The following is a 15,609-nucleotide window of genomic DNA, read 5'->3' as shown; positions in this document are numbered from 1 at the left end:
TACAAATTGCGTTAGTTTGAAGGAGAAAGAGGATGAGCAAGATTGGTTTTATCGGTTTAGGCATTATGGGACGCCCAATGGCAGGCCACCTGCTCGATGCGGGCCACTCTTTGGTGACCGTCAAACGCGGCCCCTTGGACGCAACGCTTGCCGATAAGGGCATGCAAGAGGCGGCTAATCCAAAAGCGGTTGCCCAGGCGTCCGATGTCATTATCACCATGGTGCCGGATACGCCAGATGTAGAGAGCGTACTGTTCGGTGAGGACGGCGTGATAGAGGGCCTCAAGCCCGGCACCTTGGTCATCGACATGAGCTCCATTGCCCCAATGCAGACCCAGGCATTCGCCAAGCGCATTACTGAAGCCGGTGGTGAGTTTGTTGATGCCCCTGTTTCCGGTGGTGAAGGCGGTGCGATCAATGCCGCGCTGACCATTATGGTAGGGGCGACGGACAAAGGCTTTGAAAGGGCTAAGCCGCTGCTTGAAGTCGTCGGCAAGGTCATTACGCACATTGGGGGTCACGGAGCAGGCCAGACCTGCAAGGTCGCCAACCAGATCGTTGTTGCACTGACTATTGAGGCCGTTGCAGAGGGGCTGCTGTTCGCCTCCAAGGCCGGTGCCGATGTCGCCAAGGTGCGTGAATCCCTGTTGGGCGGCCTCGCTCAGTCGAAAATTCTGGATGTGCATGGCGAGCGTATGATTAAGCGTACCTTTGACCCTGGCTTTCGCATCCGCCTGCATCAGAAAGATCTCAACTTGGCATTGGAGGGCGCACGTAGCCTTAACCTCTCGTTACCGGGGACGGCAAATGCCCAACAGCTGTTCCAGGCATGTGCCGCTAATGGCGGTGCGGATTGGGACCATGCGGGAATTCTGCGTGCCCTGGAAAAACTGGCGAATTATGAAATTGGCCAGTAATGCCTTTTATGGCGCGACTGACTGATTGACGGAGGTTTCATTACTGTTTTACGGCGGGCATCGTTCTGCGGCCCGCCCTTGTTATTGTATGTGACTCGTTGCCTTTTCCCGGTGCAAGACCTCCGTTCCGTTATGTGTCTTTCACCGGTTTTTTTGCCCCCTTTTTTCTATTCCCCCGGCCCTTGCCTGTGGAGTCTACCGATGAATGCCCTTTTTCGCTTAGCACCCTTTACTAGTGAAGAGGCCTCGCGCCAGTGGTTAGTGCACCTGGCTGAAACGGCCATCGCTGCGGTGCATCCTTTCAGCTTACTGCCAGACCAACTACCAGAAAAACCGGCCGGACGAACCATTGTCGTCGGTACTGGAAAAGCCGCCGCTGCTATGGCAAGCGCACTAGAGTTAGCTTGGGTTGAGCGTGCACGTAACAACGATGAAGCAATTGACTTGGACGGAGTGGTGGTGACTCGCTATAAACACGGTGCTGATTGCCAATATATCGAGGTGTTAGAAGCCTCCCATCCCATGCCCGATGCTCTTGGTGAGCAAGCCGCCAAACGTATGCTTGAAGCGGTGAAAGACCTCAGCGAAGACGATCAAGTGATTGCTTTGATCTCTGGGGGCGGCTCTGCATTGATGACGCTACCCCGCAGGTATCAGTTTGAAGGACAAGCAGGCTGTTAACAAAGCGTTGCTGCGCTGTGGCGCACCGATCCGCGAAATCAATACGGTGCGGCGTCACTTGTCTGGGATCAAGGGTGGTCGTTTGGCTGCTCACGCTCACCCAGCTCGGGTGGTGACCTACCTTATTTCTGATGTGCCGGGTGATGATCCTACACTGATTGCTTCAGGTCCCACCCTGCCAGATAACTCAAAACCGCTTGATGCCCTGGAGATTCTCGAACGCCACGCCATCGAGGTTCCTGATAACGTGCGTCAACATTTGATGGCCAATCACGGCGCGCCTCAAGCCTCTAGCCCTGAGTTTGCACGCGACCAGTCCATAATCCTGGCGCGAGCCAGTGATGCCCTTGAGGCTGCTCGACTCAGTGCCGAAAAAAGTGCGGTCGACATCAGAGTGCTGGGCGATGATTTGGAAGGTGAAGCTCGTGATTTAGGTATTGCTCAAGCGCGTATGGTGCGCAAACTGCAAAGTGAAATTAAACGTCCACTGCTGGTGCTCTCCGGTGGTGAGACCAGCGTCACTGTGCGTGGCGATGGGCGTGGCGGGCGCAATGTCGAATATCTATTAGGGCTTTTCGACACACTTGAGGGTGTAGAGGGCGTTTATGCACTCGCTGTTGATACCGATGGCATTGATGGTTCTGAGGACAACGCCGGTGCTGTATTCGGCCCCGAGAGCTGGCAACGTGCAAAAGCCTTGCAGTTGTCAGCAAAGGATTATCTGAACCGTAACGATGCTTACAGTTTTTTTGCTGCTATTAACGACCTGGTTGTGACCGGTCCGACCCGAACTAATGTCAATGATTTTCGAGCTATTCTTGTTCTCCCGAGGCCAGCATGAAACCAACCGCTTTACCCCCATTCGTCGCACCAAAATAGTGGCAACCTTAGGCCCCGCCAGCGACCGTGAAGGTGTACTGGAAGGTATGCTGCGGGCAGGTGTGGATGCCGTTCGACTCAATTTCTCCCATGGTTCGGCTGATGATCATCGCCGTCGGCTAGTCGAAGTGCGTGAGATTTCCCAACGTCTAGGCCGAAGCGTCGCGGTGTTAGCTGATTTGCAAGGCCCTAAAATTCGTATCGCTCGCTTCAAGGACGATTCGGTTTTGCTTGGAGAAGGCCAGCCCTTCGTGCTTGATATGTTGTTGGATAGCAATGCCGGCGATATCACACGCGTCGGTTGTGATTACAAGACGTTGGCGGACGATGTCATCGTGGGTGACCGCCTCCTGCTTGACGATGGTCGTTTGGTGCTCGAAGTCAGTGCCATTGAGGGCCAAGAAATCCATACTCGGGTTGTTGTTGGAGGTAAGCTTTCCAACAACAAGGGCATCAATAAGGAGGGAGGCGGGTTGTCTGCGGCCGCTCTTACCGAGAAGGATAAACGAGACATTAAGACCGCCGTCGAAATAGGTGTTGACTACCTTGCGGTATCTTTTCCACGTAGCGCTGCTGACATGCAGGAAGCTCGCAAGCTGCTGGGTGGGCAGGGTGAAGAAATCGGTCTTGTCGCGAAGATTGAGCGTGCCGAAGCGGTGGCGGATGATGAAATTTTAGATGGCATTATTATGGCATCCGAAGCAGTCATGGTGGCACGGGGTGATCTGGGGGTAGAAATCGGGGATGCTCAGTTGATCGGCGTGCAAAAACGCATGATCAAGCGCGCGCGTAGCCTCAACCGTGCGGTGATCACCGCCACGCAGATGATGGAGACGATGATTAGTGCGCCGCTGCCAACGCGTGCTGAGGTTTTCGATGTTGCCAATGCCGTTCTTGATGGCACGGATGCGGTGATGCTATCCGCTGAAACCGCTGCTGGGGACTTTCCTGTAGAAACCGTGAAGGCAATGGATCGTTTATGCCTGGGGGCCGAACGTGAGCGGAGCGCTCAGGAGTCTGGCCATCGTATCCATCAAGATTTTTTGCAGGTCGATGAAACGGTCGCTCTTTCTGCCATGTACGCTGCGAACCATCTCGCTGGAGTCACCGCTATTGCCTGTATGACGTCTAGTGGTTTTACGGCGTTGATCGCCTCACGCATACACTCTGGATTGCCCATTATCGGTTTAGCGCAAAGTGAAATTTCTCAACGACGTATGGCACTGTATCGCGGTGTGGTCTCTCTGGCCTTTGATACAACAAGTATGAAAGCCGAAGAGCTCAATGATAAAGCAATAGAATTACTGGTATCTAAAGGAATTGTTTCCCAAAATGATCATGTCATTCTTACCCGTGGCAACCATATGAATGCACACGGAGGTACTAACACCATGAAAATTCTTGCTGTAAACCAGAGCATAAGATGATCGGAAACGCTACAAAAAATGCTTGAGTTAGCTCTTGAGAAATAACCATCTTCAACGATAAAGCATTGATCTTATGTTGGTTGTATTGGGGGATACATGTTAAGTTCCAGCGAGGATCGTTAGAGACAAAGAATATGAACCTCGGCTGGCATAAAAATCGCTTTAATAAACCCAAAGAAGGTCGCGTCGGCGACCAGGACATCGTTGACCACATCCGGTCGGCTGTGCTGATGCAACGTTTGACTCCCAATACTAAATTGCCTGAGATAACGCTAGGTGAAGTATTTGGAGTCAGTCGCTCGGTGGTGCGTAAGGCATTAACACGGCTTGATGCCGAGCATGTCATTGATCAACGCCCCAATCAGGTCGCTCGCGTGCGTGCTCCTTCAATCGAAGAAACTCGTGAGACCTTTTCTGCACGCAGGTTAGTCGAAGGTGAAATTGTTGCACTGCTAGCAGGCAAGTTGGAGACTAGCGCTAAGAAAGCATTGCAACAGCAAGTCGTACTTGAAAAGGAGGCTTATGAAAATAATAATGAACCAGCACGCATTGAACACTCTCTGAATATTCATCATCTTCTTGCCGAATGCTCACCTAATAGTATCATGGGTGCGATGCTTACTGATTTGGTACTACGCACTTCTATCGTTATTGCACTTTATAAACCGCCGAGTTTATTGTCTTGTTATTTAGAGGGAGACCATGCTCAACTACTTTCGCATCTTGTAAATGGCGATGCCGAAGCAGCTCGGAACTCCGTATATACACACCTCAATAGCTTAGAATCCTTGCTTGTACTCACCTCCAGAGAACCTGATGCTGATCTTATGGCCATTTTAGGTGGTAATTAAATTAATAAAGAAAAGTTTTTTTTTAAATAAATGGCGCCTATAAAGGCGCCATTTATAAGTCCTTTTTTTATCGTTAACTACAACAGTAAGCGACGAATATCGGACAGCACATCGGCCAGGAAGGCGGTAAAGCGTGCCGCATCGGCGCCGTTGATCGCACGGTGATCGTAGGAGAGCGACAGCGGCATCATCAGGCGCGGCTGGAAGGCGCTGCCATCCCAAACCGGCTTCATCTGTGCTTTGGACACGCCCAGAATGGCCACTTCCGGCGCGTTAACGATCGGTGTAAACGCCGTGCCACCAATCGAACCGAGGCTCGAAATGGTGAAGCAGCCACCGGTCATCTCGTCGCGCTTGAGCTTTTTGGTCTGGGCTTTCTTGCCTAGCTCCGCCATCTCCTTGGCAATCTCGATCAAGGATTTGTTATCGGCGTTGCGCACCACCGGCACCATCAAGCCATCGGGCGTATCCACGGCAATACCGATATGGACGTAGTTCTTCCATACCAGGGTTTCACCGTCACCCTTCAAGCTAACGTTGAACTGCGGGAATTTACGCAGCGCAAAGGCGCAGGCTTTAACCATAAACGGCAGCGGCGTCAGCTTGGCACCCTGGGCTTCCGCTTCGGCCTTCATCGCCTTGCGGAAAGCTTCCAGCTCGGTGATGTCCGCTTCGTCGAACTGCGTGACGTGGGGCACATTGAGCCAACTGCGATGCAGGTTGGTCGCGCCCATCTTGAGCAGACGCCCCATCGGCTTCTCTTCCACTTCACCAAACTGGCTGAAGTCGACTTCCGGAATGGGCGGAATACCCGCGCCGCCAGTAGCCGCGGCTGCCGCACCTGGCTGGGCTTTACCCTGATTGGCAATCGCCTGCTTCACGTAGGACTGTACGTCCTCTTTGAGCACGCGATCCTTCGGGCCGCTGGGCTTAACGAGTCCCAAGTCGACACCCAGCTCACGGGCCAGCATGCGAACCGCAGGGCCGGCGTGCACCAACTTGCCATCCCGGGGCTTATAGGCGGCCATCTGCGCTTCCGGGCTGGGGGTGCCGGCCGGAGACTCAGCGGGTTTGCTCGGCTGAGCTTTTTCAGGCGGAGTTTTTTCAGACTGAGTCTTTTCAGACAAGGCTTTGCCCGATGGATCTGGTTCGGGGGCTGCCTTTTCCGGTGCGTCTTCGTTGTCGCCACCTTCACCGGCGATCTCCATCTGGCCGATCACATCGCCTTCCGAGACCGTGTCGCCCTCTTTCACGGTAAAACTGACGATCTTACCGCTATGGGGGCTGGGCACGTCCATGGAGGCTTTGTCAGACTCCAACGTGATCAAGGTGTCTTCGGCCTCAACCTCATCGCCTTCGCTGACCGCGACGTCGATAATTTCGACGCTGTCGGAGCCGCCGAGATCGGGCACTTGATATCCACCGTCTGCTTACCGCCGGCTGACTTTTTAGCCGCGGGCTTCTCTTGAGACGGCTCTTTCGGCTTGTCTTGCTTCGCTGGGGCCTCTTCAGGCTGGCTGTCAGACGAGCTCTCTTGCTGCTCGTCGCCGCCACCTTCGACTTCCAGCTCAACGATATCGTCCCCTTCCGAGACGCTATCGCCTTCTTTGACCAGCACTTTGAGTACCTTGCCGCCTTTCGGGGCCGGTACGTCCATGCTGGCTTTGTCGGATTCCAGCGTGATTAGGGTGTCTTCCGCTTCAATGACGTCGCCTTCTGACACCGCAATCTCGATGATTTCGACATCGGTATCGCCGCCGATATCGGGAACTTTGATGATTTCGCTACTCAAGGTCGCGCTCCTTCCAAATCGGATCGAGCCGGTGGGCCACCGCCCACCGGTCAGCGGTTTAGCTAGTCAGCGGGTTAGGCTTATGGGCATCAATGCCGTACTTCTTAAGCGCTTCACCAACCTGCTTGCGATCAATCTCGCCACGCTCAGCCAGCGCACGTAGCGCCGCCACGGTCACGAAGTAGCGATCTACTTCGAAGAAGTAGCGCAGCTTCTCGCGGGTGTCTGAACGGCCAAAGCCATCGGTACCCAGTACAGTGTAGTCACCCGGTACCCAGGCACGCACTTGATCGGCATACAGCTTCATGTAGTCGGTCGACGCGATCACCGGGCCGTCGCGCCCTTCCAGGCACTGTGTGACGTGAGGCTTGTTGGCCTCGGCGTCTGGGTTCAGGAAGGCTTCACGATCCAGCAGCAGCGCTTCACGACGCAGCTCGTTAAAGCTGGTCACGCTCCAGATGTCGGCGCCGATGCCCCAATCGTTCTCAAGCAACTCAGCGGCAGCTTCCACTTCGCGCAGAATGGTGCCAGAGCCCAGCAGTTGAACGCGGCCCTTGTCACCCTTGGTTTCGCGCAGTAGGTACATGCCTTTAACGATATCGTCGGCGGGCACATTTTCCAGCGCGGGTGCTCGTAATTCTCGTTCATCACCGTCAGGTAGTAGAAGCAGTTCTCCTTGTCGGTGAACATGCGCTTCAGGCCATCCTGCAGAATGACGGCGACTTCATGGGCATAGGTCGGGTCGTAACTGCGGCAGTTGGGGATGGTGGAGGCCTGAATCAGGCTGTGGCCATCCTGGTGCTGCAGGCCTTCGCCGTTGAGCGTGGTGCGCCCGGCGGTGCCGCCGACCATAAAGCCACGGGCTTGCAGGTCACCCGCCGCCCAGGCCAGATCGCCGATACGCTGGAAGCCAAACATCGAGTAGTAGATGTAGAACGGCAGCAGCGTGACGTTGTTGTTGCTGTAGGAGGTCGCCGCGGCGATCCAGGCCGACATGGCGCCGGCTTCGGTAATGCCCTCTTCGAGGATCTGCCCTTTCTGATCCTCGCGGTAGAACATGATCTGGCCTTTATCCACCGGCTCGTACTTCTGACCTTCCGAGGTGTAGATACCCAACTGACGGAACATGCCTTCCATACCGAAGGTACGCGCTTCGTCAGGGATAATCGGCACCACCTTCTTGCCCAGCGTCTTATCTTTGACCAGGCCGTTAAGCACCCGCACAAACGCCATGGTGGTCGAGACTTCACGCCCTTTCGAGCCGCCCATTTGCGAGGCAAAGGTCTTGTCTTCGAGGCTGGGGATCTCCAGGCCTCGAAGTCGCTTTGACGGCTGGGTAGGTAGCCGCCCAGACGCTCACGCTGCAGGTGCATGTACTTGAGCTCGGGAGAGTCGTCTTCCGGCTTGTAGTACGGCACGTCTTTGAGCTGCTCGTCGGTTAACGGAATACCGAAGCGATCGCGGAAGGTCTTGAGCGCTTCATACTCCATGCTCTTGACCTGGTGCGCTTCGTTGGCCGCTTCGCCATCGCCGCTACCCATACCGTAACCTTTAACGGTGTGCGCCAGGATGACCGTGGGCTTGCCGTTAGAGGTGTTAACCGCCTCGTTATACGCCGCGTAAACCTTGAACGGATCGTGGCCACCGCGGTTGAGCTTCCAGATATCTTCGTCGGAGAGGTCTTTGACCATCGCCTCGGTTTCTGGATATTTGCCAAAGAAGTGCTCACGGGTGTAAGCGCCGCCGTTGGCTTTGTAGTTCTGGTACTCGCCGTCGACCGCTTCGTCCATGCGTTTCTGAAGGATGCCTTTCTTATCCTTCTCGAACAGCGGATCCCAGTGACGCCCCCAGACGACCTTGATCACGTTCCAGCCCGCACCACGGAAGACGCCTTCGAACTCGTCCATCACCCGCGAGTTGCCGCGCACAGGGCCGTCAAGGCGCTGCAGGTTACAGTTGATGACGAAGATCAGGTTGTCGAGGTTTTCGCGACCAGCCAGTGAAATGGCGCCCAGGGATTCCGGCTCGTCACACTCGCCGTCGCCCATGAAGCACCAGATCTTGCGGTCATACATATCCTTCAGCTCACGGTGATGCAGGTACTTCATCACGTGCGCTTGATAGATAGCCTGAATCGGGCCCAGCCCCATGGAGACCGTGGGGAACTGCCAGTAGTCCGGCATTAACCACGGGTGCGGGTAGGAAGAGAGGCCATCGCCATCGACTTCCTGGCGGAACCTGTCCATCTGCTCTTCCGATAGACGCCCTTCCAAATAGGAACGTGCGTAGATGCCCGGTGCTACGTGGCCCTGAATATAAATCAGGTCACCGGCAAAATCGCCCTGAGGCGCGCGGAAGAAGTGGTTAAAGCCCACGTCATACAGGGTAGCCGAGGACATAAAACTGGCAATGTGGCCACCCAGGCCCGGCTTGGCGCGGTTATTACGAATCACCTGGGCAATGGCGTTGTAACGGATCAAGGAGCGGATACGGCGCTCCATGAACAGGTCGCCAGGCATCGGTGCTTCGCGGTGAACCGGGATCGTATTACGGTGCGGGGTCGTCACCGAGAAGGGCACCTTCATGCCGTCCCGGCGCAGGCGATCCGCCAGGCGGGTCATCAGGTAGCGGGCACGATCTTCGCCCTCACGATCCAATACCGATTCCAGGGAATCAATCCATTCCGTGGTTTCGATCGGATCGAGATCTTCTCTTGTCTCCAGACTCATAGAGGTCTCTCCGAATGACGATAAAGGGTAAGCCTCACAGCCTGAAGGGCGAGCACCGTTCAGGCTGTGGGAAGAGTAATCTCATGGGGTTTTGCAGCCGTCTCGGCACGCATGTGCAAGCGAAAGCGCGCTATCTGGATGATTTGATTAATGGCTGTTTGTCGTTCAGTTACGGCGTCGTTTTCAAGTCGCTTTTCGAATGCATCGAGAATGGCGTGACGATCAAGCCCTTTAACGGCAATCACGAAGGGGAAGCCGAACTTATCCTGGTAAGCCTGATTCAGCCGTTGGAAGCGCTCAAACTCTGCAGCGGTGCACTGGTCTAGGCCTGCTCCCGCCTGTTCGCGGGTGGAGTCCTGGGTTAATTCGCCGGCCAAGGCGGCTTTTCCCGCTAGATCAGGGTGAGCGCGGATAACCGCAATTTGCTGATCAACATCGGCGTTCCTAAGCACTGCTCCCATACTGTCTGCTAGTACATCGGCATCATCATGCTGATCAGTAAGCTCTTGTTTCCAAAAAGCTTCTGCTACCCATGGCGAGTGTTCGAATATATCGCCGTAATGGGTAAGAAAATCTTCTAAACCAAGGCTGCTAGGGCGTGCGGCGTTTAAAATTAGCGACATTGTATGCTCCTTTTGTATTTTATTGTCATTCTTATTGTATACAATAAATATAGATAAATGTACTCTAAGAAGTGCTGTTATCGAAAAAAAACGGTTGTTCACGCCAGCAAAAACATTCGCGGCGTTAAAAAATGCGTCTAAAAAATCAAACAAAAGAGGTTTTCGCATGTTGAAGAGAAACCGAGCAGTGGCTAAGTACGTGTCGGTGGCCACACTTCTTGGCTGTATGTCGGCAGGTGCTCATGCGGCGGCGTGGAGTGATACGTTTGTGGGTTATCGCTATGGAACACAGTTTATGGAGCCTAATAACCCTGAAAATGTGGAGAAGCATATTCTCCAGTTCACCCATGCAAGTGGTTATTCACTGGGGCAAAACTTTTTCAATCTGGATCTTCTACAGTCCAGTAATGAAGATCCCGCCAGCAATAGTGACTCAGGGGCAACGGAAGCGTACTTGACATACCGTCATCAACTGCATGCGGGGGGCGTGTTTGATGAGCCGGTAGCATTCGGGCCAGTGAGGGATATGGCACTAACCTTCGGGTTTGACCTCAACACTAAAAACACCGGCTTTGCGCCGCGTAAGCGCCAACTGGTAGTTGGGCCAACGTTTAAGTTTGACGTGCCGCGAGGATTTGTAGATCTAAGCCTGTTTTATAGCCGGGAGTGGAACCACTGCGGCCTGCCACCCTGTGGGCTACCCGAAAACCAGAACAGCATCTCATTTGACCCTTATTACCAAATCAATTTGGCTTGGGGGTTACCGTTTGAAGCGGCTGCGTTACCGCTAAAATTTCAAGGCTTCTATAACTACAATGGTGCGAAAGGGGATGACTACTTTGGCGATTCGACCAAGCCTGAGCAGTTAATGCGTACCTCGCTGATGCTGGATGTAGGACAAGTCGCGTGGGGGGCGGAAAACTCGCTATGGGCCGGCGTTGGCTACGAATATTGGCGCAATAAATTTGGTAATCACAATAAGCCAGGGGTTGATACCGACGCTATGACGCTTAATATCGAATGGCATTTCTAATATAGAAACTCAGCTGCCTAGCCTTTAATTCTGAATTCAACCAATAAATGCAGCGGCTGCTAGTGCTTCTGCGTATTCTCCTAATAACACCTGGGCTGGGGTTCGGTATCCCAGCCGCTTTCTTGGTCTATCGTTGAGGTTACTGACGACGACCCTTAGCTCTGTGTCTGACCCGTGTCGGAAGCCTGTCCCTTTCGGGAAATATTGGCGAATCAGTCATTGGTGTTTTCATTAATACCACGCTGGCATGAGCGGTGCGGGTCGCAAATATATGTCTGGCCGACAAGGCCTGTTCTGGCGCATAACCCTGGTCGGCTCGTTGCGTTTTATCTCGAAGCTAATGGTGCTGCTGTGGGATCCAATGGCCCGCTGGCTGATGTCGGTCTAAAGATAGCTAAAAATTTGGTATCGTTGGGCCTGAGTCGGTTGTCGATATCCCATGCCCTGCTTCACTATGGCAGGTTAAGGCAGAGAGGATGCCGTTGCTGGCCCTCCTATCTTTACCTTATGATCCAAAGTGCTGCGGTTATTCTATGCATCCAGGCCTGAAAATTGAGCTTTCCTTTTCTCAATGGCTATATTAAAGCTATAATGCGTAAGATATATGTTTAAGGGTTACCTTAAATTTTAAAAATATAGGAATTTAGACTATGGCGTCGGTACTGAGTAACTATCTCAAAAAAGAACAGATGTTAAAGCAGCTGCAGGAAGAGCTGCAAGCGCTGGAAAACAACAGTGAGCTAAAAGCAGAGCTTGAATTCAAAGAAAGACTACAAGCACTTATGACTGAGCACGGAAAATTAGCGCGCGACGTATGTGAAATGCTTGACCCATCTTACCGCTCTAAACCAGCAAAAGCTGGCAAGGTAAGCACCAGCAGCACAGATGGGCGTAAAAAACGTCCCTTGAAGGTATACAAGAACCCACACACTGGTGAGGTAGTAGAAACCCGTGGCGGGAATCACAAAGTTATCCAGGAGTGGAAGGCTGAATTTGGTAATGAAGAAGTGGTCAGTTGGGTTGTGAAAGAAATCGCGCAATAAGACTAATTTTTATTAGTGGTGACAACGCCAGCTTGGCAAAGTTACCCTTTAAAACGCTCACTGAGCCCGCTCAGTGAGCGAAAAATTATTTAAGCGATGTGCTGGGAAAGAAAAGTAACGAGTAAGTCCATCAGCCATCCGTTAATTTCGCGACAGGTCTTCCCTGAGGATAGGTACTTCTACTCTACTAAGGCCGCCCAATCTCCACGCCTCGACTGAGTTGCTACCCTCTGGCACGTTGAACGACCCCCAAATCACTCGAAACGTGGTTGCGTACACAGACCCGTCTCCCATGACGATGTTTGCATCAATGTGAAATCGACGCTTTTGCTCTTGCATTAATGCATCATCAAAATCAGATGTCGTTTCAATATTTGCTATACCGTTATCTCTGCATGCTGTATGGAAGGCAGAGAATTTTTCCTCATAATATAGATCGGGTTCAATTTTCCGCTGGTGCATTGAAAGATGTCTTTCTTTATCACCCTCGCAGATCGCTTGAACAGCGGCTTCGACCATACCGGTTGCTGTCTCGCTGTACACCTCATCCGCCAAAGCCGAGGAAGATAGCAGCAGAGAAAGAGCCGTGGCGGTCGAACGAGAGATTAAATAGCTGTTTTTTAACATTCCCATTTCCCTTTATTTTTTAGCTCCGCTCAACTAGAAGCCGAGCATAAGCGTAGGGCGACTGATGACCACATAGGCTATAGAGGCTTTCCTCTGCTGCCCGATAGAGTGCTCTAAAGCAATTCATGTGGGTGCAGGCCTATGGGCACCTACCCCAGCAAGCAACCACAACACCTTAGTTCCGTGCAGTGATTCGGACGGCGCCTTCTAATATTAGTGGTAGTGAGCGGGCTCGCAAATTTAACTTTACTAATGCAGTGATTCTCCTCGGCGGTGCTGGGGGGATGTAGATGCTAAGCCTCACACGGGTCGTAATCTGATAGCTACCCTATCGCAGTAGTATAAAGCCGTAATGGCTGTTCGTAGGTTCTTGTGCTTTGATCAGGTCTGATCAATAGATTTTGTATTTGACCGTACCGCTGAAGTACGAGGGATAAAGAACTTAACCGTTGTCGACGACGATACCCATGAAGCATGGCCATCGTGCCCGAGCATGCTATGGGCTGCCATTAACGCAGATTCTGGATCAACTGGCTGTGTAGCGTGGGCCATCTAGCACCATTCGTACAGATGATGGAAAGGAATTCTGTGGGCGCGCTATGTTGACGTGGGCTCATCAGCGTGACGTTGCACTGTTTTTAATTGAGTCTGGAAAAATCAATCATAACGCCCACATCGCATCGTTCAACGGGCGGTTTCGAGATGAATGTCTGAACGAGCGTTGGTTCACCAGCCCTCATCACGCCAAGGTCGTCATCGATACTAATTGCTGCTAAGACGCTTCCAGAAAGTATCAGCAGTTGCATCATGATTACCTAGCCATCTCACCAAAATTATCTCTAAATGATTCGAGGGCATATCGGGGTATAGTCTAACCAACCGGCCTTCCTCGACTAGAGGAGCTATCATGTTATGTGGCATACAGGCGATGCCCATCCCTAACGAAACCATAGGCTTGAGCGCTTCTGATACAGTAGCTTCGAAGGTTCTTTTTAGGCGATTTGGTTCAGGATGCCGAGCTACTTGAGGTCGCGATAATTCATGTAATTGAGCCGATCTGGCATAAGTGAGCCAAGGAATAGTGCCATGAGACTGTTGGCACAATTTGGCCATCTCCGGTGTGCCTACCCAATAAAGCTCTTCTGTTCCTAGCGAGAGCACTTCAAAGTCATCGCGCTGAAAATACCGCTCCGATTCAGTGTCACGGTAGAACAGAATAAAGTCGCTGCGCCCAGACACAAGTGACATGTAATAATTCTCGGTACTTTTATGCCCTGTATCGATCCGTGTAAATAATGGTTCGTCTAGAGTGGAGTACTGAGATATCCATTGTGGAAAGAAGTTGCAGGCAAGCGTATGCAACGATGCAAAGGTCAAAGGGTGGTCAAGTACTCTTACACTCTGTTCGCATTCTTGAGAAAGCCGTACTAACTCAGACGCAGTAGGCGTGAGCGCTTTACCAGATGGGGTCAGGCGAATAGGTGTGACACGTCGATCAAAAAGCTGTGTGGCTAGGTGATTTTCCAGCAACTGAATTCTGCGACTTAAAGTAGATTGTGAACATTGCCTTAAGCTTGCAGCAGCTGTGAACTTGCCCGTTTCCGCAAGTGCTAGAAAATCTTGGTACCAAGTAATGTCCATGTCGTCTCCAGATAGACCTTAGGGATAGCAGTCTCTGTTTGTAAGCCATATGCGGAAGTTCAATAAAATTGCTAACCAATATTACTTGAGAACTGCACTGGAACTGGTAGCTAGTGTGCCAGATTAGCGGGCATCTTTAATATTAGACTATCCGTATATTAGATACTGGGTGCAAGAATGGCGATCAGTCAGCACTCGCGAGTGATTCTTAGGGGAGTAGAGTTATCGAGAAGAAACAAAGCAATATCAATAATAAGTCAGATTAAAATCTTGACGAAACAAGGATAAAGATATGAAAAAACCACTCTTATTGAAAAAATGTGCAGTCTACAGTGTTCTAAGTGTTGGTATCTCCATGATGGGCAGCGTTCAAGCAAGTCTGCTCGAAGATGTGAAATCCCGCGACACACTGCGCTGTGGTGTCAGCAGCGATAAGGCAGGTTTCTCTCATCTAACAGATGACGGTGAATGGGGTGGGATGGATGTCGATCTCTGTCGCAGCGTGGCCGCAGCGGTACTCGGTGATGCCAGTAAGGTCGATTTCGTGATCACTACGGCGAAAAACCGATTTACTGCACTCGCCTCAGGAGAGGTGGATGTGCTGGCTCGCGCTACTACCTGGACAGCTTCGCGTGACGCCAACCTCGGGGTTGATTTCACAACACCTTGGTTTTATGACGGCCAAGGTGTAATGACGCATGCCGACTTCGGTGTTAGCACTATCGAAGAGCTCGATGGGGCTGTCTTCTGCCTTTCTCCCGGCACTACCTCCGAGCAAAATCTTGAGGATTACTTTGGTCGTCGCGACATGAGTTATAGCTCTGTGGTGATCGAGAAGAGCACTGAATTGTATAACGCCTTTCAGCATGGCCGCTGTGATGCCATCACCAACGATATGAGTGGCCTTGCGTCAAGGCGAACACAGTTTGCTGATCCAGATGCCTTTACCCTTCTACCCGAAACCATCTCAAAGGAGCCTTTGGGTGCTTATGTCCCTCAGGGTGATGCTCAATGGCGCGATATTGTTACCTGGACAGCCTTCGCATTGATGAATGCTGAAGAGCTCGACGTGACGTCAGAGAATGTCGAAGAAATGCGCAATAATTCTGACAACCCCAACGTTGCGCGGCTGCTTGGCAGCGATGGTCATATTGGAGAGAAGTTCGGGCTGGATGATGCATGGGCATACCAGGCCATCAAACAGGTCGGGAACTATGAAGAGATCTTCAATCGCAATGTCGGTCCCGATACTCCACTGAATTTCGAGCGCGGGCTTAATCGTCTGTGGAGCGATGATGGCATCCTCTACGCTGCTCCCGTTCGATAACTCTGTGCCTACTTAGTAGGCATTGACTGACTGGGGCGT

The 15,609-nt window shown here is 52.2% G+C and carries 9 protein-coding genes and 5 pseudogenes; 8 read left to right on the top strand and 6 right to left on the bottom strand.

What is annotated here, in order from left to right:
- Positions 1–32 precede the first annotated feature (32 nt).
- The 4 genes and pseudogenes from FDY98_RS20380 to FDY98_RS20365 all read left to right on the top strand — a co-directional run bounded on the left by FDY98_RS20380 (position 33) and on the right by FDY98_RS20365 (position 4,755).
- On the top strand, positions 33–917 hold the full coding sequence (locus FDY98_RS20380) for a 2-hydroxy-3-oxopropionate reductase (RefSeq protein WP_027957834.1): 885 nt from the start codon (positions 33–35) through the stop codon (positions 915–917).
- Positions 918–1,118: 201 nt separating this feature from the next.
- Positions 1,119–2,439: pseudogene (locus FDY98_RS20375) on the top strand (glycerate kinase type-2 family protein).
- The gene (pyk, locus tag FDY98_RS20370) at positions 2,399–3,904 is read left to right on the top strand and encodes a pyruvate kinase (RefSeq protein WP_155706123.1); all 1,506 of its coding nucleotides are present in this window, start codon (positions 2,399–2,401) and stop codon (positions 3,902–3,904) included. Before FDY98_RS20375 ends, pyk begins: the two are co-directional and overlap by 41 nt.
- Before the next feature lie 134 nt (positions 3,905–4,038).
- Positions 4,039–4,755: a GntR family transcriptional regulator gene (locus tag FDY98_RS20365; protein WP_027957831.1), complete on the top strand. Its 717-nt coding sequence runs from the start codon at positions 4,039–4,041 to the stop codon at positions 4,753–4,755.
- A 77-nt stretch (positions 4,756–4,832) separates the two neighbouring features.
- Here the strand turns inward: FDY98_RS20365 and aceF are convergent.
- The 3 genes and pseudogenes from aceF to uraD all read right to left on the bottom strand — a co-directional run bounded on the left by aceF (position 4,833) and on the right by uraD (position 9,899).
- Positions 4,833–6,547, bottom strand: a pseudogene (aceF, locus tag FDY98_RS20360) (dihydrolipoyllysine-residue acetyltransferase).
- A 58-nt stretch (positions 6,548–6,605) separates the two neighbouring features.
- Positions 6,606–9,276 (bottom strand): annotated as a pseudogene (aceE, locus tag FDY98_RS20355) (pyruvate dehydrogenase (acetyl-transferring), homodimeric type).
- Between the two features lie 59 nt (positions 9,277–9,335).
- On the bottom strand, positions 9,336–9,899 hold the full coding sequence (gene uraD, locus FDY98_RS20350; protein ID WP_155706121.1) for a 2-oxo-4-hydroxy-4-carboxy-5-ureidoimidazoline decarboxylase: 564 nt from the start codon (positions 9,897–9,899) through the stop codon (positions 9,336–9,338).
- A gap of 166 nt (positions 9,900–10,065) precedes the next feature.
- Here uraD and FDY98_RS20345 point away from each other — a divergent pair, with 166 nt between their 5' ends.
- Positions 10,066–10,932 carry a hypothetical protein gene (locus tag FDY98_RS20345; protein WP_197029728.1) on the top strand — a complete coding sequence of 289 codons (867 nt, stop codon included), beginning with the start codon at positions 10,066–10,068 and terminating at the stop codon, positions 10,930–10,932.
- A 36-nt stretch (positions 10,933–10,968) separates the two neighbouring features.
- Here the strand turns inward: FDY98_RS20345 and FDY98_RS28700 are convergent.
- A pseudogene (locus FDY98_RS28700) lies at positions 10,969–11,207 on the bottom strand (transposase); the annotation flags it as partial.
- A 375-nt stretch (positions 11,208–11,582) separates the two neighbouring features.
- Here FDY98_RS28700 and FDY98_RS20340 point away from each other — a divergent pair.
- On the top strand, positions 11,583–11,975 hold the full coding sequence (locus tag FDY98_RS20340; RefSeq protein WP_027958395.1) for a histone-like nucleoid-structuring protein, MvaT/MvaU family: 393 nt from the start codon (positions 11,583–11,585) through the stop codon (positions 11,973–11,975).
- A 141-nt stretch (positions 11,976–12,116) separates the two neighbouring features.
- On the opposite strand, the gene FDY98_RS20335 is transcribed toward FDY98_RS20340, so the two are convergent.
- Positions 12,117–12,602 carry a hypothetical protein gene (locus tag FDY98_RS20335; RefSeq protein ID WP_027958394.1) on the bottom strand — a complete coding sequence of 162 codons (486 nt, stop codon included), beginning with the start codon at positions 12,600–12,602 and terminating at the stop codon, positions 12,117–12,119.
- A gap of 391 nt (positions 12,603–12,993) precedes the next feature.
- On the opposite strand from FDY98_RS20335, the pseudogene FDY98_RS28695 reads away from it, so the two are divergent.
- Positions 12,994–13,366: pseudogene (locus FDY98_RS28695) on the top strand (integrase core domain-containing protein); the annotation flags it as partial.
- Here FDY98_RS28695 and FDY98_RS20325 read toward each other — a convergent pair.
- A complete protein-coding gene (locus tag FDY98_RS20325; protein WP_081742569.1) occupies positions 13,365–14,243 on the bottom strand; it encodes a LysR family transcriptional regulator in 879 nt (292 codons plus the stop codon). The pseudogene FDY98_RS28695 and the gene FDY98_RS20325 overlap by 2 nt on opposite strands.
- A 292-nt stretch (positions 14,244–14,535) precedes the next feature.
- Here FDY98_RS20325 and FDY98_RS20320 point away from each other — a divergent pair, with 292 nt between their 5' ends.
- Positions 14,536–15,570 carry an amino acid ABC transporter substrate-binding protein gene (locus FDY98_RS20320; protein ID WP_009286732.1) on the top strand — a complete coding sequence of 345 codons (1,035 nt, stop codon included), beginning with the start codon at positions 14,536–14,538 and terminating at the stop codon, positions 15,568–15,570.
- The last annotated feature ends 39 nt before the right edge of the window (positions 15,571–15,609 follow it).

Source organism: Halomonas sp. PA16-9 (assembly GCF_009728585.1).
In the GTDB taxonomy this organism is placed as follows: domain Bacteria; phylum Pseudomonadota; class Gammaproteobacteria; order Pseudomonadales; family Halomonadaceae; genus Vreelandella; species Vreelandella titanicae.
The sequence above is the reverse complement of the archived record's forward strand: the minus strand, read 5'-3'. Positions and strand labels throughout refer to the sequence as shown.